The 23,763-nt window shown below is 57.1% G+C and carries 20 protein-coding genes; 9 read left to right on the plus strand and 11 right to left on the minus strand.

Translation table 11 applies throughout. The features are described 5' to 3' along the window. Positions 1–5: 5 nt before the first annotated feature. The 3 genes from J8I87_RS30220 to J8I87_RS30230 are packed head-to-tail and all read right to left on the minus strand — an operon-like array spanning position 6 to position 2,844. Positions 6–1,037: an MraY family glycosyltransferase gene (locus J8I87_RS30220; RefSeq protein ID WP_209935828.1), complete on the minus strand. Its 1,032-nt coding sequence runs from the start codon at positions 1,035–1,037 to the stop codon at positions 6–8. Continuing rightward, positions 1,037–2,002: a UDP-glucose 4-epimerase family protein gene (locus J8I87_RS30225; protein ID WP_209935829.1), complete on the minus strand. Its 966-nt coding sequence runs from the start codon at positions 2,000–2,002 to the stop codon at positions 1,037–1,039. The genes J8I87_RS30220 and J8I87_RS30225 overlap by 1 nt, the downstream gene beginning before the upstream one ends. Further along, positions 1,999–2,844, minus strand: a complete 846-nt coding sequence (locus J8I87_RS30230; RefSeq protein ID WP_209935830.1) for a glycosyltransferase family 2 protein — start codon at positions 2,842–2,844, stop codon at positions 1,999–2,001. The genes J8I87_RS30225 and J8I87_RS30230 overlap by 4 nt, the downstream gene beginning before the upstream one ends. Positions 2,845–3,324: 480 nt before the next feature. Between J8I87_RS30230 and J8I87_RS30235 the strand changes: the two genes are divergently transcribed. From J8I87_RS30235 to J8I87_RS30275, 9 genes are all read left to right on the plus strand, one after another. Continuing rightward, positions 3,325–4,314, plus strand: a complete 990-nt coding sequence (locus J8I87_RS30235) for a GDP-mannose 4,6-dehydratase (RefSeq protein WP_209935831.1) — start codon at positions 3,325–3,327, stop codon at positions 4,312–4,314. A 38-nt stretch (positions 4,315–4,352) separates the two neighbouring features. Then, entirely contained in the window at positions 4,353–5,069 is a 717-nt protein-coding gene (locus J8I87_RS30240) for a sugar phosphate nucleotidyltransferase (protein ID WP_209935832.1), read from the plus strand. After that, positions 5,070–6,029: an NAD-dependent epimerase/dehydratase family protein gene (locus tag J8I87_RS30245; RefSeq protein ID WP_209935833.1), complete on the plus strand. Its 960-nt coding sequence runs from the start codon at positions 5,070–5,072 to the stop codon at positions 6,027–6,029. It begins immediately after the preceding gene. A 105-nt stretch (positions 6,030–6,134) separates the two neighbouring features. Beyond that, entirely contained in the window at positions 6,135–9,644 is a 3,510-nt protein-coding gene (locus J8I87_RS30250) for a glycosyltransferase (RefSeq protein ID WP_209935835.1), read from the plus strand. Between the two features lie 43 nt (positions 9,645–9,687). After that, positions 9,688–10,317, plus strand: coding sequence for a NeuD/PglB/VioB family sugar acetyltransferase (locus tag J8I87_RS30255; protein ID WP_209935836.1), 630 nt, complete (start codon positions 9,688–9,690; stop codon positions 10,315–10,317). Positions 10,318–10,338: 21 nt separating this feature from the next. Beyond that, a complete protein-coding gene (locus J8I87_RS30260; RefSeq protein WP_209935837.1) occupies positions 10,339–11,421 on the plus strand; it encodes a DegT/DnrJ/EryC1/StrS family aminotransferase in 1,083 nt (360 codons plus the stop codon). Next, positions 11,418–12,500: a glycosyltransferase family 2 protein gene (locus tag J8I87_RS30265; RefSeq protein ID WP_209935838.1), complete on the plus strand. Its 1,083-nt coding sequence runs from the start codon at positions 11,418–11,420 to the stop codon at positions 12,498–12,500. The genes J8I87_RS30260 and J8I87_RS30265 overlap by 4 nt, the downstream gene beginning before the upstream one ends. 207 nt (positions 12,501–12,707) lie before the next feature. Then, entirely contained in the window at positions 12,708–13,670 is a 963-nt protein-coding gene (locus J8I87_RS30270) for a class I SAM-dependent methyltransferase (protein ID WP_209935839.1), read from the plus strand. Between the two features lie 33 nt (positions 13,671–13,703). Then, the gene (locus tag J8I87_RS30275; RefSeq protein WP_209935840.1) at positions 13,704–14,774 is read left to right on the plus strand and encodes a glycosyltransferase family 4 protein; all 1,071 of its coding nucleotides are present in this window, start codon (positions 13,704–13,706) and stop codon (positions 14,772–14,774) included. 259 nt (positions 14,775–15,033) lie between these two features. On the opposite strand, the gene J8I87_RS30280 is transcribed toward J8I87_RS30275, so the two are convergent. The 8 genes from J8I87_RS30280 to J8I87_RS30315 all read right to left on the minus strand — a co-directional run bounded on the left by J8I87_RS30280 (position 15,034) and on the right by J8I87_RS30315 (position 23,759). Continuing rightward, on the minus strand, positions 15,034–15,789 hold the full coding sequence (locus J8I87_RS30280; RefSeq protein WP_209935842.1) for a glycosyltransferase family 2 protein: 756 nt from the start codon (positions 15,787–15,789) through the stop codon (positions 15,034–15,036). A gap of 4 nt (positions 15,790–15,793) precedes the next feature. Beyond that, complete coding sequence (locus tag J8I87_RS46080; protein ID WP_209935843.1) at positions 15,794–17,353, minus strand: glycosyltransferase; 1,560 nt, start codon at positions 17,351–17,353, stop codon at positions 15,794–15,796. Positions 17,354–17,607: 254 nt separating this feature from the next. Then, positions 17,608–18,489, minus strand: a complete 882-nt coding sequence (locus J8I87_RS30290; protein WP_313066824.1) for a glycosyltransferase family 2 protein — start codon at positions 18,487–18,489, stop codon at positions 17,608–17,610. A 123-nt stretch (positions 18,490–18,612) separates the two neighbouring features. Further along, positions 18,613–19,779: a glycosyltransferase gene (locus J8I87_RS30295; protein ID WP_245254268.1), complete on the minus strand. Its 1,167-nt coding sequence runs from the start codon at positions 19,777–19,779 to the stop codon at positions 18,613–18,615. Continuing rightward, positions 19,779–21,077 carry a hypothetical protein gene (locus J8I87_RS30300; RefSeq protein WP_245254269.1) on the minus strand — a complete coding sequence of 433 codons (1,299 nt, stop codon included), beginning with the start codon at positions 21,075–21,077 and terminating at the stop codon, positions 19,779–19,781. The genes J8I87_RS30295 and J8I87_RS30300 overlap by 1 nt, the downstream gene beginning before the upstream one ends. A 157-nt stretch (positions 21,078–21,234) precedes the next feature. After that, positions 21,235–21,981, minus strand: a complete 747-nt coding sequence (locus J8I87_RS30305; RefSeq protein WP_209935845.1) for an ABC transporter ATP-binding protein — start codon at positions 21,979–21,981, stop codon at positions 21,235–21,237. A gap of 11 nt (positions 21,982–21,992) precedes the next feature. Further along, positions 21,993–22,775, minus strand: coding sequence for an ABC transporter permease (locus tag J8I87_RS30310; protein WP_209935846.1), 783 nt, complete (start codon positions 22,773–22,775; stop codon positions 21,993–21,995). Between the two features lie 63 nt (positions 22,776–22,838). Then, the gene (locus tag J8I87_RS30315; RefSeq protein WP_209935847.1) at positions 22,839–23,759 is read right to left on the minus strand and encodes a glycosyltransferase family 2 protein; all 921 of its coding nucleotides are present in this window, start codon (positions 23,757–23,759) and stop codon (positions 22,839–22,841) included. Positions 23,760–23,763: the final 4 nt, after the last annotated feature.

Genomic DNA, 23,763 nt, shown 5'->3' on the forward strand with positions numbered 1-23,763 from the left:
CAGCGTCATACCTCGGATTGTTTGGACAGTGTTGACTGGAAACGGCGCCAGCGCAGATCGACGATGCCTCCGATGACGACCAGCACGGCAGCCCATCCAGCTACGATGCCCCACTGAACAGCCGTGGAACGGCCAAGCGAAAACCACGCAAGTCCTATGCCGACAACCATCACGCCATACCACGCCCACGCGGTGCCCGCGTGGCCGAATCCCGAGCGCACCATGCGCTGATAATAATGCTCCCGGTGCGCCTGCCAGAATTTTTCGCCGCGCATCAGCCGCCGTGCGAGCGTCACCGACGCATCGCCAATGAACGGCGCGAACACGAGCGCCGGGTACCAAATGGGCCAGGCTCCGCCGCGCCAGCCCCAATAGCCGAGCGCGCCCGCCAGATAGCCCAGCGAAATGGACCCCGCATCACCGAGAAAAATCCGGGCCGGATGGAAATTGAAGAGCAGAAAGCCGAGCGACGCTCCGGCGATCGCGACGCACGAAAGCGCGAGCTCAGGCATCGGATGACTGCTCGACAATGCGCCGACCGCATAGCCCGAAAATCCGAACAGCGCCATGCCGCCGGCGAGGCCGTCCGCGCCATCCATGAAATTGTAAAGATTAACCAACCAGATCATCAAGAATGCCAGCACGCAAAGCAGCCACCATGGCGCCCCGGCAGGAAACAGCGCGACGAAAACGACGACGGCGACCAGATGGGCAGCGAATCGCACGCGCGCGGGCAATCCGCGGCGGTCATCGATCTGCGAGACGGCGGCCAGAAAGGCCGTCGCAAGCGCGGGACACCACAGTGACGGCGCAACCAGCAGCATGGCCACGACGGCTACAGGAACGATGCCCCAGCCGCCGACGCGCGGCGTCGGACGCAGATGAAGCGACCGGTCGTTCGGGATGTCGGTCGCGAGCCGCCAGGCGAGGCCTGTTTTCAGAAGGGTGTAGAGGATCGCGGCGCATACGCCAACCGCCAGCACGGCGACGACGGCCAATGGGCCCCGCAGCACCATCAGTGAGGATTGGGTCAGCATCAGCGGGTTGAATGAGTCGAGCGATACCAGCCGGCGGTTGCCGACAAGCCTTCATCGGTCGAAAACGGCGGCTGCCAGCCGAGCGTTTGACGGATATTCGACGTATCGACCTGCAAACTGCCGATCAGGCGCTTGACCTGCGCCGAGCGTCCCGTCAACACTCCCGCGGTGCGCAGCCAGCCGGCCGGCACGGGCAGCATGCGCGACGGCTTGTCCAGATGGCGCGCGAGCGCGCGAGCCAGTTCAGCAACGGTGGGCGCGTCGCTATCGGCGACATGAAAACACCGGCGCGCCGCGCGCGGGTCTGTTGCGCAATGGACGAGCGCATCGGCCAGATTGCCGACGTAGACAAGGCTGCGTCGCGCCTGCACAGCGCCGAGCGGCAACGGCACACCGCGCCAGACGGCGTCCATCAGCCGCAGGAAGTTGGCCCGAACGTGCGGCCCGTAGACGAGCGGCGGACGCACGATCACCAGTTCGAGCCCGGATTCGTTGCTAAAGCGCGTGAGCGCTTCTTCCGCAGCGCGTTTCGAGCGGCCGTACGGATCCTCAGGCTGCGGACGATCGTCTTCGCGCAGCGGCTTGCCGCTGTCGTGCTCCGCCAGCGCCTTGATGCTGCTCACAAACACGAACCGCGGCACGCCATGCTGGTGTGCCGCGGCCGCGAGGCGCAATGTGCCGTCGACGTTGGTTGCGCGAAACGCGGCGTCGGGGTCGGGCGCCTCGTCGTGCATCACGTGTACGCGCGCGGCGAGATGCACGACGCAATCGGCCTTCATGTTCGCTGGCCATATATTCGCCACGTCGGCATAGTCCCTGCTCGAATCGACCCATTCCGTCACGCCGTCGACACAGCCGCCCGTCCGGCGCACAAGGCCCGTCACGCGATGCCCGGCATCGATCAGCGCGCGGCACAGCGCGCGCCCGACGAAGCCGTTCGCCCCGCTCACGATCACACGACTCATAGCCATTTCCAGCCAAAACGCTTGAAAAACTTGAAGGCGGAGGCCGTGAACATCCGTATGTGCGCGGAACCCTTGCGCGCCGCGCCGCCGCCGTGGTGAAGCACGCGCACAGCGGGCGCGTAGACGACGCGCGCCAGTTTATGCGTGCGCAGGCTAAGGTCGTAGTCCTCGAAGTAGAGGAAATAGCGTGGGTCGAAGCCAGCGAGCCTTTTCAGCACGTCCGTTCGGAACAGCATGAAGCAGCCGCTCACGATGGGCGGGTCCCAGACGATGTCGTGTTCGTTGATCAGGTCGCGCATTTCGTAGGAGGCCAGACGCGTCGAAAAGAATTCCCTGACACGGTACGGTAGAAATCCTCTGATCAATAGATCGAGCAAACTTGGATAGCGGCGGCACAGATACTGGAGATGCCCTTCGTCGTCACCGATGCAGGGCGTCAGCAATCCTGCCTCCGGATGGTGGTCGAAGAAATCGAAGGCTTGCACCAAGGCGTCCCGATCGATATCGATATCAGGATTCAGCACAAGATGAAAACGGCTTTGGGCGCGTTCGATTGCGAGGTTGTGGCCGCGTCCGTAGCCGATGTTGCCGTGGCCGCCGATGACGGACACGACAATTTCGTGGCGCAGCACGCTATCAAAATCGATGGCGGCGTCGGATAACCCGCCGTTGTCGACGATGAAGAGCCGGACGACTGTATCCGGCCTCGTGAGCCGCAGTTCATCAACAGCTATCCGAAGGCTGTCCAAGGTGTGTCGAAGTTGCGTTGGCTCCGGGTGATACACGACGACGGACACGGAGACCGTCTTGGCTTCGGTTGACGGCGCGCTGGAAACGTTCATAGATGAAGGCAGCGTGCCTAGTTAGCGACACTCTGATATTGATGGGGCCACAACGAGGAAACTTAACTGGAATCGAGGGGTTCGGCAACTGACCTGGGCCGGTTTTTTGCTCCCCATTAGTCTACCAGCGCGTCACTTCGCATTATGAAAAATGGCTGAGCTTTCTAGTCCGCACATGAAAATATCTGCCGCGCGACGTTTCAATTATCGGGCATGCGCATGGGGGAATGCCGAATTCGCAATTTGTTACACGTAGGAGTGGTGCGTTCCAGATAAACAACCTGCCCCAAACTTCCGTTTCCGCGAGGCAACGGAATTGGCGCCTGAATTCCAGAATGCGGCAACTACGCACATCCCAAACAGATGACATCAGAAGACGCAAGTTATCTCATGAACAGCAGACCGCGCCGCGGCTCCGCAGGGTAGTCTTCGCGCGCCGTTTGTGAGAACATTCGGCGCATTCATATATCGAGAAAAGTCATGCTGACTGGACGCAAATACCTGGTTACTGGAGCGGGCGGATTCATTGGCAGCCACCTCGTCGAGGCCCTCGTGCGCGCCGGCGCCGACGTGACTGCAATGATCAAGTACGGTTCTTCCGCAAGCTGGGGTAATCTGGACTTCGTTTCGGACGAAGTGAAGGGACAATTCCGCGTCATCGCCGGCAATATCGATGATGGCGACTTTGTTCATCACGCGGTCGAAGGCATGGACGTGGTCTGCCATCTCGCGGCACTGATCGCGATTCCGTACTCGTATGTCGCTCCGCGCAGCTACGTGCGCACGAACGTCGAAGGCACCCTTAACGTCGTTGAAGCGGCGCGCCGGCTTTCCGTCGGACGCGTGGTTCATACCAGCACGTCTGAGGTGTACGGTACGGCCATGCGAGTACCGATCGACGAAACGCATCCGCTGCAAGGGCAATCGCCGTACTCGGCATCCAAGATCGGCGCCGACAAGATTGCCGAGAGCTACTATCGCTCGTTCAACACGGGCGTCGTTACGCTGCGTCCGTTCAACACTTTTGGCCCGCGACAATCTGCGCGCGCATTTCTGCCGACAATCATCGCGCAAGCGGCGACACAAGACGAAATCCGTCTTGGTTCGCTGACCCCGGAACGCGACATGACCTTCGTGACAGACACCGTCGCCGGGTTTATCGCCGCAGCAACGACACCTGGAATCGAAGGCGAAACCATCAACCTCGGCACGGGATCGACCTACACCGTCGGACATTTTGCACAGCGTATCCTTAGCCTGATGGGTGTGAGCCACAAACCGATCGTGCAGGAAGCAGCGCGCATGCGTCCGGAAAAAAGCGAAGTTCTCAAACTCGTTTCCGACAATTCACGTGCTGCTCAATTGATGGGCTGGACGCCTCGCGTCAGTCTGGATGATGGCCTGATGCAGACCATCGAGTTCGTGCGGAAGAATATTCACCTGTACCGCCCGAACGTGTACACGGTATAAGCCATTCGCACCCGTTCGTCTGGAATCTGGAGCCCCTTATGAAAGCTGTGATCATGGCCGGCGGCAAAGGCACTCGTCTTCAGCCGTACACCGCTTTGTTTCCCAAGCCGTTGATGCCACTCGGCGATATGCCTGTCCTGGAGTTGCTGCTGCATCAACTGCGCACGGCGGGCATCACCGAAGTATTCCTCGCCGTAAATCACCTTCACCATCTGATTCGTGCATTCTGCGGCGACGGTTCACGCTTTGGCCTCAAGCTCGATTACAGCCTCGAGGATAGTCCGCTCGGTACAGCGGGCCCGCTGGGCGGTCTGCTCGACAGGCTCGACGGCGACTTCATCGTCACCAACGGCGATCTGCTGACGACGCTGGACCTTCGCAAGCTGATCGACGACCACAGTACGCAGAATGCGGCGGCATCCATTAGCGTGTACGAACGCGAAGTGAAGATTGACTTTGGACTAGTCCAGACGGATGCCGAGATGCGACTGACCGGCTACCTCGAAAAACCGGTGTCGCGACATCTCGTGAGCATGGGCCTGTACGTTCTCAACCGTGACGCGATCGCCCCACACGTCAAGCTTGATACGTATCTGGACATGCCCGACCTGATGAAGGCATTGATCACCGAAGGCAAGACGGTGCACTGCCATCGACAACCCGACAGCTTCTGGCTGGACATCGGCCGTCCCGACGATTACGCCACGGCGCAGCAACTGTTCGCCGAGAAGCGTGAACTGTTCCTGCCCGCCTGAATGATGCGCGCACTTGTTACAGGCGCGAGTGGCTTCGTCGGCAATCGCATTGTCGAACAACTTGCGCAGCGCGGTGTAGAAGTCGTTTCGGTAAGTCGATACGAACGTGCTGCGGGTGCAACGCCAGTGAGCGACCATCGGGTTCTTGCGCGGCCGGAAGCGCTCGCGGAGGTGGAAGCGCTGGTGACCGACGTCGCCCCTCAATGCATTATTCACCTGGCGGGCTCCGCATCGGCACCCTCCATCGCGGATCTGTATCGCGTCAACACGATATTCGCGGCAAACATCCTGAGAGCGGCCGCTGCCGTCGCACCTCAGCCCCATGTATTGCTGGTGGGTAGCGCGGCCGAATACGGGCCCGTGCCAGACGTCGATCTTCCTGTCACGGAAGCGTTCGCATGCCGGCCGAACACTGCGTACGGCATTACCAAGCTCGCACAAACACTGCACGGCCTCACCGCCGCAGCGGCCGGTTCGCCTGTCACAATCGCGCGCGTGTTCAATCCAATCGGACCCGGCATGTCGACCTCGCTCGCGCTCGGTAGCTTCGCCGAGCAGATTGCCCACCTGCCGTCATCAGGCGGTACGCTGCGCACCGGCGACCTGGACGTCGAACGGGACTTTGTCGACGTTCGTGAGGCTAGCCGCCTGCTCGTCGAGCTTGCGTTGAACCCAGTGGCGCAGGGCGAAATCGTCAATATATGCACTGGCGTAGGGTCGCGCTTGCTGGACATTACACAACGGCTAATTGCCTGCTCGGGGAAACCTGTCCAGCTTCATTATGAAAGTAGCCGTACAGGAAACAGCAATGTGCGGCGCTTTGTAGGATCACCGGCGAAACTGAAGTCTCTGGGGCTCTCAGTCGCCTGCCCCGACTTCGACGAGCTTTTGCCGGCTATGCTGTCTCGCGCGCAGTCTGGCGCCGTGAATTGCGACGCTCAATCCACGGCAACCTACTAAAGCTTCGCTACGCTGCGATACTCGTTTGCTCCGTGCTTCGCATGCGTGCCCGGTGATGCAAGTGACGGAAAGTGTCCTTTCGAAGCTCTTTTGACTTCCAGGTTAATGATGGCTTTGCCGAACAACGCGGAGATCTCGTGCAGCGGCTGCGGGGGCCGCGATTTCACACTGATGGCGGTTCGTGCCGACGGTGTAAGTATCCTCCAATGCGCGCAATGCGGGCTTGGCATGGTGCAAAACATTCCCGAGAACCTCGCGGCATTTTATGGCGACAACTACTACGTCAATGGCGGCGAACGTGGTTACGCCGACTATAGGTTCGCGGCAGAACATGGAACGGGCTGGGCCAGCCGATTAATAAAGTTGTTACGCGATGGTGGCAAGATTCTGGATATTGGATGTGCAGACGGTTATCTGCTGGCCAACGTCGGCGAAAACTTTCAGCGCTTTGGTATTGAAGTCAACGCTGAGATGGCTCGACGGGCGACCAATGCTGGCGTGGCCATTATCGGGAACGATATCTTTGCGCCAGAGATTCGCAGTCGGTATCGCGGCAATTTTGATGTCGTGTCCGCCATTGCTGTGTTCGAGCATCTCAGTGATTTCCGCGCGGGCTTCGAAGTTGCAATAGACATCATGAAAGACGATGGCATCCTCTTGTTCGAGGTGCCCGTCATGTCCCAACAGGGCAACAATGAAGCATGGCTCAATAGTTCGTTTGAGCATATCTACTACCCGACGGAAGCTTCCATTCGGCATATCGTTGAAGAACGCCTGAACTGTTATCTCGTCGGCGCAGAACTCGTTATCAAGGATTACGCATCGACTTATGTGGGTGCGGTAACGAGATCCGAAGAAGGAGCGAAGAAATTCGAATCCGTATTTACGCGGCTACTGAATACGGACGATGCATCGATATCGAAGGACGAAACCATCGCCCGTCTGCATCTGCGCCTGCTGCATATGGCTCAGTCCTCCGAAGCATCGATATCTGACATCAATGCGCTGGAAAGCAGTCACTTAACCAAGCCCGTGATGGCACGTCTCGTCCAGCTCTGGACCTTTGACTTGCAACGACTCAAAGCCAGGAACAAGGAATTGAAAGATCTTACGCAAGAACGCGACGCACTGCAGGAACTGGCAAAAAAATGGGAGCAATCGTGGCGCCAGAAGTCAGAGCAGCTTGCCACTGAAACGGGAAGACTATCCTCGCTGCTTGAAGTAGCCCGGCGTGATGCGAAGCTGAACGCTGCACAGGCAACCCATGCAATCGTTGTAGAAATGGAGCGCAGTGCAGCTTTCGAAGCAAAGGCCGCCGAGGCGAGCGCACGCGCCGCCACAGCGGATGCACGGGTGGCAGACGCTCAAAACCGGTATATCGCCGCGGAAAGGGAGTTACAGGCCATTCGCGCCAGCAATCTGTGGCGCGTCATGCAACCCCTCCGGCGAGTTGGTGCGCGTTATCCGCACGTGTCCCGACGACTACGGCAAGCAGCCAAATTGACGTTGTGGTCGATGCAATTCAAGCTCGGCGCCAACCTGCGAGAGGTACGACGTCGCCGGGCAGAGGCCATGGCCTTCGCGGAGGCCGAATTGCGCCGCACACAGGACGCATCGCTGCTCGCCGAGGCCAGGCTGCTGCCTGTCGCTGGTGTGGTCACGGCGACAGAGTACGGATTGGACAAAGATGTCTGGCCAGATGACCGACCGCTCGTGAGCATTATTGTCCCCTGCTTCAACTACGGACACCTCGTCGCTGACGCAATCGAATCGGCGATGGCACAGACTTTCCAGGACTTCGAAGTCATCGTCGTCGAAGGCGGCTCGAATTCGACAGAGTCTCGCAAGAACTTTGCTGCACTCATCGAGCGCGCACCTTCGCGCGTCCGCGTGCTGCTCCAGGACAAGCCGTACAGGGCCGGCGCAAATCGCAATTACGGTATCAGCCATGCACGGGGGAAATATGTTTGCTGCCTCGACGCGGATGACAGGCTAGATCCCACCTATCTTGAGAAGGCCGTGTTTCTGCTTGAGTACTACGGCTACGACGTGGTCGGACCGAGCCTCAAATTCTTTGGCAACCGCAATGAAGTCTGGGCGCCACATGAAAGACCGGATCTCGACATGCTGGTCAAAGGCAATCATGTACTCACCTGCTCCCTGTTCCGGCGCGAACTGTGGCGAGAGGCGGGCGGCTATCGTGATTCTGATCCAACAGCGGGCCATATACATGAGGACTGGCTGTTTTGGGTGAGATTGGCTGCGCTGGGCGCACGCTTCATGAATGTACGTGAGCCATTATTTTTCTATCGTAGTCACGGAAACACGCTCAGCAATAGCGATTCAGTTCTGAGTAACGACGTGCAAGCAGAAAAAATCTGCGAATTCAATGCAGACCTCCTTACTCCGGAGGCATTTAAGCTGGCAAGGCGCCGAGCAGCGATGGAAATCCGCGCGCCGAGGCCGTTGCGCAATCTGGTTCGCCCTGAGCATGAGGCACCCAACCGTTCCACGCGCACCCTGATGCTGGCAGTTCCTTATCTGATTCTCGGTGGCGCCGAGCGTCTGCTCAGCGCGCTGGTCGAGCACCTGGCCGCAAACGGATGGCGTATCGTCATTGTCAGTACCGTGCACAGCGACGATTCCAATGGCGATACGACTGAATGGTTCCAACGAACCACAAGCGAAGTATTCCATCTCCCGCGTTTTCTCAGTCCCGACCGATGGAGAGACTTCCTGGATTACTTGTTCGCCAGCCGCGACATATCGGTACTGTGGGTGGTCGGCAGCGCGTTCGTGTATGACTGTCTGCCCGCACTGAAGCACGCTCACAAGCAACTCAAGGTAGTCGACCTGCTGTTCAACACCGTGGGACATGTCGGTAACAACCGGCGCTACGCGGATTACATTGATTTGAACCTTGTCGAAAACACCGAAGTTCAGCAGTGGCTCATCGACGCCGGGGAATCACCCGATCGAATCCGTCTCATTCAAAGCGGAGTCGACCTGGACGTCAACGCACCCGGCGCGAAAAACTCTGCACTGCTCGCTCAGCATGGTATTGCACCTGGAACGCTTATTGTCGGATTTTCCGGACGCTGGTCCGATGAGAAAGATCCGCTCGGGTTCGTTGAAATCGCCAGGAGAATTCCTCCCACGGTGCGCGTCTCATTTGTAATAACGGGTGCGGGTCCGTTGGACGGCGCGCTTCGCGCCGCCGTTCAGCAGGCATCTTTTCCGCCTGGCAAGTTTACTATCTGTGGATCAGTGCCCGAACTCGCACCTTATTTGCGACTATACGATCTACTGCTGCTGCCATCCCGCATTGACGGCCGGCCAAACGTCGTGATGGAAGCGCTCGCGAACGGTACACCCGTAATCGCATCGCGCGTCGGCGCACTGCCCGACCTTCTCGAGGAGGGCCAGCAAGGCTATCTTTGCGAACCCGGCGACTACGACGAATTTGCGCGAAGAATCGTCGAACTGGCCAACGACCCGGCAAAGCTGGCATCCTTCAAGGACAGCGCCAGGAAGTTTGCAGAACGGCGATTCAACCGGCAAGCAATGTTGAACGAATACGCCGAGTCATTTGAACGACTCGTCGAAAGCAGTTGATTGCAATCGGAGAGCTTGCTTTCCCGGGTAGCGAGAGAATCGTATGATAATACGGATCGTAGGTGCAGGCGGCCTTGGTCGAGAGGTGCACGCGGCACTTCTGGCGATGGGACTGGATGTCGACTCGTTCCTTGTCGAGCCAGGGTTCGCCTCGAAGCCGGTGCGAAACCTGGCAGTGCAGGAATTGACCTTTAGCACACAAGACGAAAAGGTAGAGACTGAATTTGTCATTGCGGTTGGTGACAATAAAGCTCGGCTCAAAATCGCACGGCAACTGGGCGCGTCCCGGTTCAGGACCGTGCTTCATCCTGCCGCGACCGTCGGCCCGCTCGTCAAATTTGGCGAGGGCGCCATGGTGCTGGGCGCCGCCAGTTTCACCACCGACATCGAGATTGGAGCACACGCACTCATCAATCCAGGCTGTAATATTTCGCACGATTGTACGATTGGCGCTTTTGCAAGCCTCGGCCCAGGTACATCGATTGCCGGTCGCGTGACGATCGAAGAGGGTGCGAATCTGGGCGTCGGCGTTGTCGTTGCACCGGGTTGCGTCGTCGGCGCATGGTCCGTCGTAGGGGCGGGCGCGGTCGTCGTGAGGTCCGTCGAACCTGGCACCACCGTCGTCGGGGTCCCGGCACGCCCGATAGTCAGGCGGCAGCCTGATCAACTTTAATTTCCCGCTGTCCTGTCATTCATGCCGAGCGAAAACATCAAAGTCCTGATTCCGCGCCTGCCAGGCGCCGACGCACTACTGCCCTATCTTGCCCGAATAGATTCGGCGCGGACCTATAGCAACTATGGCCCACTTCACCGCGAGTTCAGCACCCGACTCTCGCAGTTGGCGGGTGCACCCGGCGTCACACTGACGTGCAATGGGACGTCGGCAATCGAACTTGCATTGCGCATTCGCGCGAGGCCTGGACGACGTTATTGCCTGATGCCCGCTTTCACATTCATCGCTAGCGCGCACGCCGTCTGCAATGCAGGGCTTACGCCGTACCTGCTCGACGTGTCCGAGCAAGACATGATGCTGACGCCGGAAATCGTAGAGGCTGCCTTGCCACTGCTAACCGAACCACCCGCCGCAGTACTTGTGGTCAGTGCTTTCGGCGCTCCCCCCGATTTGATTCGCTGGAAAGCGTTCGAAGCAAAACATGAGATCCCGGTAGTCTTCGATGCCGCGGCCGCAGTCACTGCTCTCAATGGAGTTGGGGCACAGCCAGTCTGCGTCAGTTTGCATGCAACGAAGGTCGTCGGAATCGGCGAAGGCGGTGCTATTTTTTCGTCTGACAGCGACCTGATCGAGCGCACAACCGCGATGACCGGCTTTGGCTTTCTCGGTGCTGAGCGGGTTTCCGCCATCCGGGGCGGGAACTATCGGATTTCGGAATACGCTGCGGCGATCGGAATGGCCGTACTAGATGCACTCCCCGCACGCCTGGATGCGTTGCGGACGCTGACGAACTCTTACTTGGAAAGACTAAAAACAAAAAACGTCCGGGTCCAGCGCGGCGTCGGCGACGAATGGGTCACTATGACGTTCAACGTGGTGGTCCCCCCTGAAGCCTTGCAAGCGACTCTTGACCGGCTTGATGCTCAAGGCGTCGAATGGCGGCGCTGGTGGGGGCTCGGGTGTCATCGGCATCCGGCATTCGCCGACGCACCTCGCTGTGACATGCCGACTACCGAAGCACTAGCGCCTCGCGTGATAGGTCTGCCATTCCATGATCGCCTGTCCGAACAAGACCTCGACCGAATTGCCGATTGTCTTCCATGAGCGACAAACCTCTGCTTTCCTATATCGTGCTCTCGTATAACTACGAGCGCTACATCGACAAGACGATTCGAAGCATCCTGAACCAGACGGTGCAGGACTTCGAAATCGTGGTCGTGGATGATTGCTCGCGGGACAATTCCGTCAATATCGTAAGGAGCTTCCGCGACTCGCGGATTCGCGTGCTTCTGAATGAGCAAAACATGGGCGGTGCGGCCAGTTACAACCGCGCGGTCTCCGCCTGCAAAGGAGAATGGCTGGTCAATCTGGACGCCGACGACTGGATCGCGCCGCACAAGGCTGAGCGTCAACTTGCTTTCGCCGCCGCGAATCCGCACCTCGATATCATTGGTACGTACATTTCAGTGTTCGACCAGGACGGATGTCCGCACCCGAACGCCGAGGTACTCGAAGAAGCGGTCAATCAGCCTCACGACTTTGGACGGGTTGACACCTGGATCGGCGCCAATCATCTTTGCCGATCGTCGACGATGGTGCGTAGTGCCGCTCACCGCCGCGTGGGCCTCGACGATCCGAACATGGTTCGCGCCCCTGACTATGAACTTTGGACTCGAGCGTTACGCGAAGGTTGCGGCATTGCCAACCTTCAAGAGAAGCTGACATTCGTCAGAGCACATTCAAGCGGCGTAACTCACGCCGATCCGCTCGGGACCTTATTGGAACTCACGTACGCAAAACTGCACAATCTTATTCCGCTGGCAGAAAAGCGCGCGCTCCACCCATCCATCGCACGTATCATCGGCTGGGCGGCCCACCATGAACAGTTGAGTCGACTGTCACCCACGGAGCGCTATCGCCTGCTTGGGATGCTGATGCAATCCACTTCGGTCGGCGACTTCGAGAGCTTCAAGGCCACTCTGAGAAACACTGAAGAAAACCCCGAATTGGTGACCGTCGGAAGACGATGCATGGCGTTGCTCGATAAGGGCATACCCATTTATCAGGAACTCAGCAAGCTTAACAAGGATGTAGAAGCATATATCAATGCTCGCGACTACTGGCAAAGCCAAAGCGAGAAATGGCAGCGTGCCTATCTCGAGGCGACCGGCCAATCGGCGTAATGTGCATTCGTCGGCATAAGTGTCGGCCCCAGTTCGCAACGCGCGTACTCGCCGGTCGCTCCCTCAACGAAATAACTCGATGCATGAATATCCATGACAGACAGCGACCAAGTTCGATTCAACTGCAATGTATGTTCGCACTCCAGTTTCTCTAAAACAGTAACTCGGGGCGATGGACGACGGGTTCTATTCTGCGAAAGTTGCGGAATGGGTGTTATCGAAGCCCCCCCCGACGACACGAGCGTCTTCTATGGCGACGACTACTACGGCAAAGACGAGAGCGAGACCATTGGCTACGCAGACTATGCTTTCACCGCTGAACACGGACTATTGTGGGTTCAACTGCTCGTTCAGGCTCTCAAGCCAACTGGACGGGTGTTAGACATTGGCTGCGCCGATGGCTTCCTTCTTCGCAAGCTCGGCGACGGCTTTGAGAAATTCGGCATCGAGGTGAACAAGAAGGCAGCTGACAAGGCTGCCGAAGCTGGCGTCACCCTTGTTGCAAACGATGTACTTGCTCCCGTCGTCGCAACGCAACTTGGACGTTCGCTCGATGTAGTGACATCGATCGCAACGTTCGAGCACGTTCTGGATCTGAAACGCGCATTTACGGTTGCTCTTTCCCTGCTGAAGTCTGATGGCGTTCTGGTGTTTGAAATTCCGTTGATCTCCGATACTCGCGACAACAGCGACTGGTTCAACGGATCGTACGAGCACATCTACTACCCCACCATACCTGGACTTCAACGTCTGTTTTCTGGTTTCGATGACCTGTTTGTCAGCGGGTTCGAGTCCGATATCAAAGGATACGGGTCTACATATATCGGAGTCGCCACCCGGAACCGCGAATTAAGCGCGAGCGTGGACCACCTTGTCAAAGCCATGACGCAGTCCGACCTGCAGGGCCTTACAGAGGCGGAAAAGGCACTCAACCTGGCTTATAACGTCGTGCACTCATTCCATCCGAATCCGGAAAGGGTTCTCGCATTGCCCGTTTTGATTGAGAGGGCTTACAGCGTTGCATTGATAACACGCCTTACCCAACTGTGGTACGACGACAGCGTCAATGCCGTAAATGCCAAATGGTACGAAAACCAAGCTAGCAACTGGCGTACCGCCTACGAGCAACTGCAAAAAGTAACGTCCAGTGATACGGGCGAGCAATCTTGAAACCAAGCAAGACACGATGACCTAAGCGCAGCCATGAAGAAACCTACTATCCTCGCCCTGCTGCCTTTTCTGGTCAAAGGCGCCCTGTCCATCGCGGTGTTGCGCGAAATGCGCAAGCGCGGCTTCGACGTTACGGTGGCGTATTGCGCAGATGCATCAACCGTCTACACGCCCGATCCGATGGACGACTTTCGTTCCACCGACCGGCTTTTGGATCTTAGCAACATCTCGGCCCATGACCATCGCGACCTTGTTTGGAAAGAGATCCAACAGCGCAAGGTGGATTTGATTCTTCAAATAGGCGCATATTCTTTGTATTCGCATTTGCCGTATTGGAAGGAACGTAAGCCTGAACTGCGAATCGTCGACACTCTGTATAACGAGGTCGGGCATGTTGTAAATCATTTTCTTTACGAGCGCTGCATGGATGGCGTTATCGTTGAAAGCGAATACATGCAACGCTTTGTCCAGTCTTGTACGCATAAAGAGGATCCTGGAATCGCTGTGGTGCGCAGCGGCATCGATCTGGATTGGCTAACTCCAGATGTCGATCGGAAGCCACGCGACGGTATCGTGGTTGGATATATCGGACGCATGTCGTCGGAGAAGAACCCTCTTGGATTCATTGATCTTGTAGAAGCAGTCCATGAACTCGTCCCAGGAGCAACCTTCCGAATGAGCGGCGAAGGCGATCAGGCGGCGTTAGTGCGCGGCCGCGTCGAGGCAAGCCCCGCTGCCGGGAAGCTCATCTACGACGGCTATGTGGAAGACCTGCCGGCCGCTCTACGTTCGATGGATGTGCTTGTGCTGCCGTCCAAGATTGATGGCCGGCCTAACATCGTGATGGAGGCCAACGCGTGTGGCGTTCCTGTGATCGGCGCTCCCGTCGGCGGCGTTCCAGAGTTAATCGAGGATGGTCAAAACGGTTATCTCATCGGACCGAAAGATACGCTGCGAATTGCCAATGTGTTGGCCGGATGGGCCAGAGACAGTTCGACGCTGCGCGAAATTCAAAGAACATCCCGACTGACGGCTGAACAGAAATTCAGTCGATCACGTATGATGGATACGTATGCCGAAACGTTTATACGATTTGCGAGTTGATTGAGATGGCACGATATCGTGCCGCCAACTGGCTGACCGCATTCCTCACAGGCTAATTGCAAGATATCAAATGCTCCGCCCTCCGTGCGCTTTTCGACGCAAATGACTATTCGGCGATAATTTGTGGGAGGACGTGCTTCGCATCCGAGCGCGGATACATCGGGAAGTTGCTTAGCGCACGCCTTTGATTCCGTTTCCGGCCGCTAACAGCACGCCCGTAAATCTCACGATCCGATGGGCGAGTGACCGGCATCTGTAGTCACGAATCAATGGAACGCTCAGCGCGCGTCGCAGCGAGCACTTTCCGAAAAAAATCAGAAGGCCGCGGAACGCTATCTGCTGCAGAAGTTTGCTTTACCAACGACACTCTGCGCGTTCGTATTGCATGAGCGGTGTTGGGAACGATTTTATGAATTCCACCGCTATTGACGACGTCGACATTCCAGCACCAATCTTCATAGCCAATACCATTTTTCAGGTCGGTGCCCACGTACGGCACTGACCGCAAAAGATCGGCTGATGTAAAGCACAACGATGTCCATAGATTCGTAAACCCGAGATCCGCAATCCGGAATGCGGGATCCTCCATGTCAATATGCAGAAAGATATTAGGCGTCACACCAAAATACGCATTGACCTCGGGATGCCATACAACCTTTCTCGGATCCGACTCGGCTGCAGCGTGTGCCAGGACGAGCCAGTCTGCACTCCAGATATCATCCGCGTCCAGAAAACCAATCCACTTGCCGCGCGCCTCCTCTACTGCGGTATTGCGCGAAAACCCCAAATCACCATGCTGGGCAACCTTGATGCGCAAACCCGGCTCGACCCGTGCGAATTCCGCGAATACTTCCTCCGTTATGGCATTCGGCTTATCGAGGATAGCGAGGAGTTCCACGCGCAGGCCAGTTGCTCTTGCGACGGCCGCGCATTTGGCAAGACTTCGCAAGGATGGCTGCGCAACCAGACCTTCAGCATGCCCATTGATAACCGCGGTGATGTCGAAATCTGCCATGGCTTCAGTCGATGAATGAAGGAGACGCGCGCAGCGTCCTCATAAATGTAGCCTGCGAATGTTGCTCTTGGACATGTTCGACCATACGAGTTGATTTAGACGTTGTCAGCTGAGAATCCTCTCTGATTTGTCGAAGCGCTTGAATATACGATTCGGGGTCTTCGTAGCGGTCGACGGGCCAACCCGTCTTCGACGTGACAAGTTCGGCAATCCCTGAGACTGCCGGTGCGACAACTGGGATTCCCGTCGCACATGCCTCAACAAGAGCGAAGGGCAGTCGATCAGAAAATGACGTATGTAGGAACGCGCAATAGTTGTTGACTGGCAGTCGCGACACGGAGACAAATGAGCCTCGTAGCGTTACGTTCGCACTGGAGAGCGCAGCATCGCGCAAGTACGCAATCTGGTCTGAGCTCCCATTGGCGAATACGTCGAACATCAGATCTGGCGCTCGCGCCGCTATCTGCAATAGCAGATCGACACTTGCTTGCGAGTCTATTTGGCCGCCCCAGACAATAGCGCTCTGAGTTGAAGAAGTTGCTTTATACGTCGCGATCCCCTCGCCTCGCAAAGGTCGATAAAGTGTCGCCAGTCGGCTTCTCAACGAAGGAGGCACACCATATACGGATGCGAGACTCTCCTCAAAGTGAAGGTTGTCGAAATACACCTTTCGCAGGAAAGGAAGACACTCGCGAAAATGGGAGTGCGCGAAGTTCACGGTGCTGCCGTCTACAAAAACATTGTCAGAATGTAGACAGGCGTAAAGGTCGCTGGCCATTTGCAGTGCGGCACCCTTTCGCAAGATCGCGTCCCAACATGCAGCGCTATCGACGTTGAGCACCGCCTTCGGTCGAACCGACAGGATAAGCTTCTCAACAATCGATGCACGCTCCCCACCCGTCAAAGACTCTCCAAAGTTGGATAAACTACGCGTGCAAACATCTTGACCGAAGCAGTCGCACGCTTCCATCTCTTCGTAGTCGGTAAACACGACGAGCGCCGATTCCGCTCCATGCGCTTCTACAGCCGCTTGTGCCGCACAGGCAGCCATTTGCACATCGCTTTCCCGAAGCGGACTCCCGACGAAAATAACATAATCGAACGGACGATCGAGCGATTCGAACAGTGCACGCCATACGCGAAGCGCTGGCCAATCTTGGCCGCCTCCGTGGATATCCAGAAGGTGAGGTGTGTTCAGCGATGCGTCAAGTGCTATAGCCGGCTCAAAGTCAGCTGCCTCCTGATACATTGACGCAACAGTAGAGAGAATTCTGGAGTCGAGACCGCAACGCCGTCCTTCCTTCTTGCCAATCGTCAGGTAGTGAATAAGCGGATGAATTCCGCTCTGAGCAACATCAGGATACTGGGTTGTGTACCAGCGCGGATCGAAAGAAGGATGCGGCCGCCGGCCTTCCTTTCCGCCCCATTCTATATAGTGCTCAAGCGGATCGAGGCCGGCCTTTTCCACATCGGGATATTTACGACGGTAAAACGCCTCATCGAAGAGTCCGGCTTCCTCGATGATTCTTCGCTCCTCGGCGAAGCGAGCCGCGCGCGTCTCCACGCTATCCCCGTTCGTGGACCGGCGGTTATTCGAGCGCGGCGTGACAAGCCTCGTCGCTCGCCGCAGCGACGAAATCAACATATTGAGGAACATATAAGCGGCCCAAAATTCTCCGGGTGTCCTGCTTCACTCAAAGGCGAACAGCATTCGCTTAGACTAGTGGTACATATCGAGCGGCTTTTTCTATCACCATTGCTTCGTTTCGTTGCCGCTTTTGGGGCCCTGATTTCATCACGGCGATCGGATCGCATCCGTCACTTCGAGTTACGCATCCGTACGCCGTCTCGCAACCCTAGCATCATCTTTCCGAGTGCCTGCAATCGTTTCGGATGGAACATGGTTACGAACACCGCCAATTGCAACAGGCGTATCGTATCCAAACGCCTCCACGCCCAGCAAGGATAACCGCGCCGGTGCAACAGCACACTATTCCGGAACATGTAATAGTACCGAAATGGCTTATGCAACGGGATTTCCCGCCAGCGGCCAAGCCATACTCGGCGCCGCCATTCGCCAAGCGAATGGGCCATCGCGGCATCGCAATGCCCCCATGCCATGTACCCCTTCGCACGCGCCCGCAGCACCCATTCCGTGTCGACCTGATCGATGAACAATTGCTCGTCCATCTCACCGACGGCGGCAAGCGTATCCATCGAGATCAATGAGCCGGACGAAATCAGAAGGTCAGTCATGACGGCGCGTTGCCCGGCTTCGCACGCGACAGGAGCAAAGCGCGTCTTGCCGAAACGTACATGCGGCGCGAGATGACCCGTTTGACGGTCTCTGCTTCGCGGGCCTATCGCTGCTACCTGATTCCCCGCCGCCACCAGATCCTCATGTGCTGACTTCAATGCGGCCACCATGCCAGGATCTGGCTCGCTGTCCTGATCCATCAGCAGCACATATTTCCCACCCTGCTTGCGCGCCCAGTCGATGCCTGCGTTGTGAGCGGCAGCAATCCCACGGTTTCTACCGAACGATATGACATTGAGCCCTGACTCCCCCAACGAAGCCGCGAGGCCACCGACATCGTCGGCCGAACCGTTGTCCACTACGACTACACGTTCAGTCTGCAGTGCAACGGCCTTCAGGAGCGCGCGCAGACGATCCGGATCGGGCTGGTACGTGACCACCACTGCCACCACTCCCGCAACGGGCGATGTCGAAGATTCAACGTTCATGGCCGCAAGGGAAGCCGAAAAGCCTCCGGTTCTGACACACGTCGAGAGCCGTGGGAAACAAATGTCGACTCCACGAGTTCAGTCAAACTGCAGCGCGGCGAGGATCGTTTCTCGCTGATTGAACCAACTGTACTTTGAACGCGCATCCTCGCGAGCGTTTTCGATCAAGGCAGGCCATCTGGAATTGTCATCAATCGCCGCCTCGATCACCGATAACCACTCCTGCGCCTGCGCGAGGTATCCGTTCTCGCCATTGCGAATGGAATTAGCATATGTGTAAGACGGTGACGCGATGCTCATGGCACCCACGACGGCGGCCTCGAAATACTTAAGCTCGGATTTGCAGTTGGTAAAGTCATTTGACTGCAGCGGCATCAGATTGAACTCGACGGTACTGATAAGACGCTGCAAGTTCACATAATCGTGAAAGGGCTGGCGTTTGACCCGATCACCGAATTTGCTCAGCGCCGGGCCAGCCTCGATATATCCCACGATCATCAGTTCGATTCTGCGATCCTTCGCCAGCAGAGCTTCGATAGCCGGAACGATGATCGCATAGTCGAGCTTGTGCGACGGCGAGCCGCTGAAGTAGCCGAGGTGAATCTTGTCGTCACGTGCGAATCCTGCCGCCTGCTTTTGTCGAAAGAGCGCATCGGAATAATCGAGTTGCTCTTTGTTCATGAAGTTCGGCACCACGCTTACCGGCAATCCGGAAAATGCCGCAATTTTGCCGGCCAGAAAATCATTCGTCGTGATAGCGCCGTCGCACATTTTCAGCGCCGCGCCCAGCCGGCCAATGTACGAAAACCAATAATCCCATCGGCGCGGATCACCGACATCTTCGTCAAGCGTGTTCATGATCAGGTGCGCATAGCTCGAATCGAAAACGAAATCGTCAATATCGAACAGTACGCGTTTGCCTCGCAGGCGGAACTTCAGCACGAGCTGATTGATGCGATGACAGTACCGGGATCGGCAAATCACAAGCACATCGGCGAAATCCGCTATCTCGTCGATTCGCGCCCAGTCCTGAAGAAAGAAAAAGCTCGCCGACACGCCCCCGCTTTCGTCGTCGTTCAGCACCTGCGCCATGTTGTAGGCACGGTAACGAAACGTGCTGTTATTCGGCTCTTCGTAGAAGTAGGCAACCCGCCGCTTACCGCGCGTCAGCATTCGTATCCGCTCACTCAACGGCAGAATCCACGGGTCCGAATACGCTATGGGAGCAATATCGACTTTAAACATTAGAGTTCTTCGGACAACTGCTTGATGATCGTGCCAAAGGCCTGCTGCCAATCGCCAGCAAGTCCGTTGTTACGGAAATTCTGCTCTCTCAACTGCGTGTTGGATGCCAATGTCACGGCCGAGCGCAGTGCTTCTACCAACGCATCACGTTCGAGGTCCGCGCAGATCAGGTTATGCGAGTAGCCGGACAAATCCGTCTTGTTGCCGAATCGATTGGTCACGACGACGGCACCGCTGGCAGCCAGATCCAAAGGCGGATAGCTCGGGTGCGGCGTGCTCATCAGGCTCAGGCCAACATCGATTGTCCCGGCGAGTTCCGCATACTGCGACCATGTGAGATTCTCGAATTTTTCGGGCACATAGCCGCCGTCGAAGACCACGGCTGGTATGTCCTTGCCCACAAGACAGATCTCCCACTCCAGTGGGTCCAGCACCTTTTCAGCAATCGCCCGCTCGATGACCTCTACCCCAAGATAGAAGAGGTTACGCCCGTTATTCGGCCTGGCATAAAAGAAGAATCGCTTCTTTTTTGACGCCTGCTTGTCGCGCGGATAGAAAATGGCTGCCGGGAAAGCCGGTTCGAACCACTTTCCTTTGGCGGCAATATTGCTCAGGCCATCCGTCGCGAGATGATCAAACAGTAGCTTCGTATTGATCAGAAAACGGATATCGCCATTACGCAACGTGTCTTCGCATTTGACGCGATCGTCGCCGAACGCATAGAACATACGTTCGTCTTCTTGCAACAGATAAATGATCGACTCGCGCGGCACGCTTGGCAATGTTGCTGCAGTCGTCCACCATGATGTGGTCACGAAGAGATCGCCTTCCTTGACGTCAAGTTCGTATTTCTGATCAAAGAACGCTGCAAACTTGAATTGCACTTCGTGCTTCAGCTTGATGCCGTACAGCGCGAGAATGTGATCGATGTTTTCGGGTTGAGCCCGCTGCGTTCGCGTGACGATCCGTAGCTGCGCATTGAGCTCATTGGCAAGCAACGCCGAAAAAATCAGAGCAGTCCCCACTCCGCCGAACAGGCTGCCGCTCGACACACTATCCGTCACGATGCTGACGCGCCGGACGCTAGATGCGGGAATCGAATATGTCAGCAAAGGTGCAAGCGACTCAAAACGCTTGCGACAAAGTTGCGTCACGCTCGTTTGCGACGTATCGCCTTCGCCCATTGAATTGGACGAAGCATGAAGTTTGTTGGCCAACTTACGGTAGACAAGTTGCTGCAACGCCGAAGTTCCATGGGTTTTCCAGTAGCAGTAGACCCTGTAGGCTCGATCAATCATTGGAAGTCCTCGTTGCGCGCCGTTAAGCGTCACTCGTCATATTTTTAGACCGACTATCGTTAAACAGCGACGTCGGCAATTCGACACGGCTGCGTCGAAGGCTGGAAGTGAATATTGCGTTTAGTCCCAATCTTCTATTGCAGGCGGCGTTGCTCGCTCAAACCTGAGCCTCATACTCCGATATAACTTCTTCTGTCGGTCCAAACGCTCGAACACGCCCGCGCTCCATCCACAGCACCTTGTTGCACACCTTGCGGATTTCCGCATTCGAGTGCATCGCCAGCACGACGATCTCCGCACGGCTGTGAAGATCCGCCAGTCGCTCTTCGGCCTTGTGCATGAAAGACGCGTCGCCGACCCCCATCACTTCGTCGAGCAGGAGAATCTCCGCATCGACTGCGGTCGATATGGCGAAGCCCAGCCGCACGCGCATGCCGCTCGAATAGGTTCTAAGCGGCAGATCGAGATAGTCGCCCAGCTCGCAAAACTCCGCTATCGACTGCTGCTTTTCACGAATTTCCGTATCGGACATACCCAGCAACAAGCCCCGCAAGCGTATGTTCTGCATGCCCGTCGAGTTCTCATCCATGCCAAGACTGATATCGAGCAGCGGCACGATCTTTCCGTCGCTCTCGACCGTTCCGTACGTGGGTGCGTAGATGCCGGCCATGATCCTGAGCAGTGTCGATTTGCCCGCGCCGTTATGGCCGATCAGGCCGATCCGGTCTCCGCTTTCGAAGCGCAGGTCGACACTGTCGAGCGCTCGCACTACGACCACGCCGTCGTTGCCCTCGGCGATTGAATTGCGACGGCCCATGCGCATGACCTGCTTCTTGAGCGATCGTCCTTGAACGTCGTAGATGGGCAGGTCGAGCGTCGTGTTGTTAAGTTGGATGTACGCCATGATGTGCTCTATCAGACCCAGTATGGGATGCGTTTCAGGTAACGGCCCGTCAGTGCGAGCGCGAAAAGCCAGCCCACGACGGCAAGCCCCACGGCCACGCCCCACGTGGTCGCACTCGGCCATTCACCGATCAACGGCGCACGAACCAGCTCGATCAGATGCGCGAGAGGATTCAGTTCGACGATAAATGAAAAGCGCGTCAACGAATTCGGACGATAAATGATTGGCGTAACGTAAAACGCGATCTGCATCAGCGCGGCGACAATCTGCGGCAAATCGCGAAAACGCGCGGATAGCAGACCCGCGACCATCGCGATCCACATCGCGTTAGCCATATACAGAACCAAAGCCGGAATGAAGACAGGCAGCGTCTCCCAACTCTTGATTCCAAAAATTGCCAGCAGCACCACCACGATCACGAAGTTGTGCGCGAGGATGACGAGGTTACGCCAGGCAACCTGCAACATGAAGATCAGCTTCGGCGTCGCCGCTTGCCGGATGTATTGGCCGCTGCTGATGTAAGCGGTGCTGCCCTCCAGGACGGTGGCCGAAAACGCCGTCCACAACACGAGGCTGACGGCAAGGTACGGAAGATAGTCGCTCATCTTCATTCCGAACAGCGTGCCGTACACCACGCCAATCGAACCGATCATCACACCGGTGCTGATCGTCAGCCAGAACGGTCCTACGCGTGAGCGCGCATAGCGTTGGCGAACCTCGAGCCATCCGAGAAGTGTCCAAAGCCGCCACGAGGCGATGCTTTGTTTCAAATCATAAAGTGCCAGGTTGTACATTACAGACTTTGCAACTTCGCGTTAAAAAAGAGGACGCGTCGTCGTGTAACGACGCGTACCGTGTCATGGTCGATCAAGCCGGCCCATGCGGCCGGTCAACCCGTGCCAGATTCCCGTCAGCGCCATTCGCAAATGGCTTAGACGTGGCTGCAGAAACAAACCATAAATCGCCAGCCGAAACGGAAACTTGACGAGTTCCGTGGACTTCCAGGTCCACGGAATATAGCTTCGTTTGATTAAAGCAACTGCATTCCTGAAGAGGTAATAGTGACGCAGCGGACTGTGACTCGGATATTGCCGGCCGAACACCCGCACCGGTTCGCCGCCCAGTTCATGCGCTAGCCGCAAGCCCGGCGCACCCAGCACCGCATAGCCTCTCGAGCGCGCCCGTATGCACCATTCGAGATCGACAAAATCGATAAACAACGCATCATCCATCGGGCCGATTTCCTGCCAGGCGGCCAGATTGATGCACGAGCCCGAGCTAATCAAGAAATCGATCTCGATCGGCTGCGTGCCGACGGGCGCGACCCGCTGCAGCTTCAGATAGCCAAAGCGAACGAACGGCGCCACGCCACCGAGGCGCGCATCCTCATAAGCCGGACCGATCAATGCTACGCGCCCGCGCTGGCGCCGCTCCTCGTCGAGCAGACGCGGCAACTCTTGCAGCAGGCGGTCTGACGGTTCGCTATCCTGGTCGAAAATCAGCGCGCTGGTGCATCCAGCGTTCAGGAGCACTTCGACGCCTTGATTGATGCCCGTCGCAATTCCCTGATTTGCGCCGTTCGCGACATACTCAATCCGCTTGTCGAGCCCCAACTGGTCGGCGCTCTGCGATTGCTCCGTGTTGTCGATGACCACGCAGAGGCCAGCATCCGCATAGCGATTCGCCCGACGCACACAAGCTGCATCGGGTCGATAGAATACGACGACTATTCCCGTCGATGCCTTATCAGGCAAGGCGAGTTGATCACCCAAGGTCATAATG

The sequence above is a fragment of the Paraburkholderia sp. LEh10 genome (genome assembly GCF_017814945.1).
Classification (GTDB): domain Bacteria; phylum Pseudomonadota; class Gammaproteobacteria; order Burkholderiales; family Burkholderiaceae; genus Paraburkholderia.

Bases quoted from the DNA above. Each gene is read 5' to 3' on its own strand.
- J8I87_RS30305 (WP_209935845.1), bottom strand. From the start codon at position 21,981: ATGGCGTACATCCAACTTAACAACACGACGCTCGACCTGCCCATCTAC.
- J8I87_RS30245 (WP_209935833.1), top strand. From the start codon at position 5,070: ATGATGCGCGCACTTGTTACAGGCGCGAGTGGCTTCGTCGGCAATCGC.
- J8I87_RS30275 (WP_209935840.1), top strand. From the start codon at position 13,704: ATGAAGAAACCTACTATCCTCGCCCTGCTGCCTTTTCTGGTCAAAGGC.
- J8I87_RS30280 (WP_209935842.1), bottom strand. From the start codon at position 15,789: ATGGCAGATTTCGACATCACCGCGGTTATCAATGGGCATGCTGAAGGT.
- J8I87_RS30295 (WP_245254268.1), bottom strand. From the start codon at position 19,779: ATGTTTAAAGTCGATATTGCTCCCATAGCGTATTCGGACCCGTGGATT.
- J8I87_RS30260 (WP_209935837.1), top strand. From the start codon at position 10,339: ATGCCGAGCGAAAACATCAAAGTCCTGATTCCGCGCCTGCCAGGCGCC.
- J8I87_RS30225 (WP_209935829.1), bottom strand. From the start codon at position 2,002: ATGAGTCGTGTGATCGTGAGCGGGGCGAACGGCTTCGTCGGGCGCGCG.
- J8I87_RS30220 (WP_209935828.1), bottom strand. From the start codon at position 1,037: ATGCTGACCCAATCCTCACTGATGGTGCTGCGGGGCCCATTGGCCGTC.
- J8I87_RS30265 (WP_209935838.1), top strand. From the start codon at position 11,418: ATGAGCGACAAACCTCTGCTTTCCTATATCGTGCTCTCGTATAACTAC.
- J8I87_RS30315 (WP_209935847.1), bottom strand. From the start codon at position 23,759: ATGACCTTGGGTGATCAACTCGCCTTGCCTGATAAGGCATCGACGGGA.
- J8I87_RS30250 (WP_209935835.1), top strand. From the start codon at position 6,135: ATGATGGCTTTGCCGAACAACGCGGAGATCTCGTGCAGCGGCTGCGGG.
- J8I87_RS30300 (WP_245254269.1), bottom strand. From the start codon at position 21,077: ATGATTGATCGAGCCTACAGGGTCTACTGCTACTGGAAAACCCATGGA.
- J8I87_RS30310 (WP_209935846.1), bottom strand. From the start codon at position 22,775: ATGTACAACCTGGCACTTTATGATTTGAAACAAAGCATCGCCTCGTGG.
- J8I87_RS30240 (WP_209935832.1), top strand. From the start codon at position 4,353: ATGAAAGCTGTGATCATGGCCGGCGGCAAAGGCACTCGTCTTCAGCCG.
- J8I87_RS30270 (WP_209935839.1), top strand. From the start codon at position 12,708: ATGGGTGTTATCGAAGCCCCCCCCGACGACACGAGCGTCTTCTATGGC.
- J8I87_RS30255 (WP_209935836.1), top strand. From the start codon at position 9,688: ATGATAATACGGATCGTAGGTGCAGGCGGCCTTGGTCGAGAGGTGCAC.
- J8I87_RS30230 (WP_209935830.1), bottom strand. From the start codon at position 2,844: ATGAACGTTTCCAGCGCGCCGTCAACCGAAGCCAAGACGGTCTCCGTG.
- J8I87_RS30235 (WP_209935831.1), top strand. From the start codon at position 3,325: ATGCTGACTGGACGCAAATACCTGGTTACTGGAGCGGGCGGATTCATT.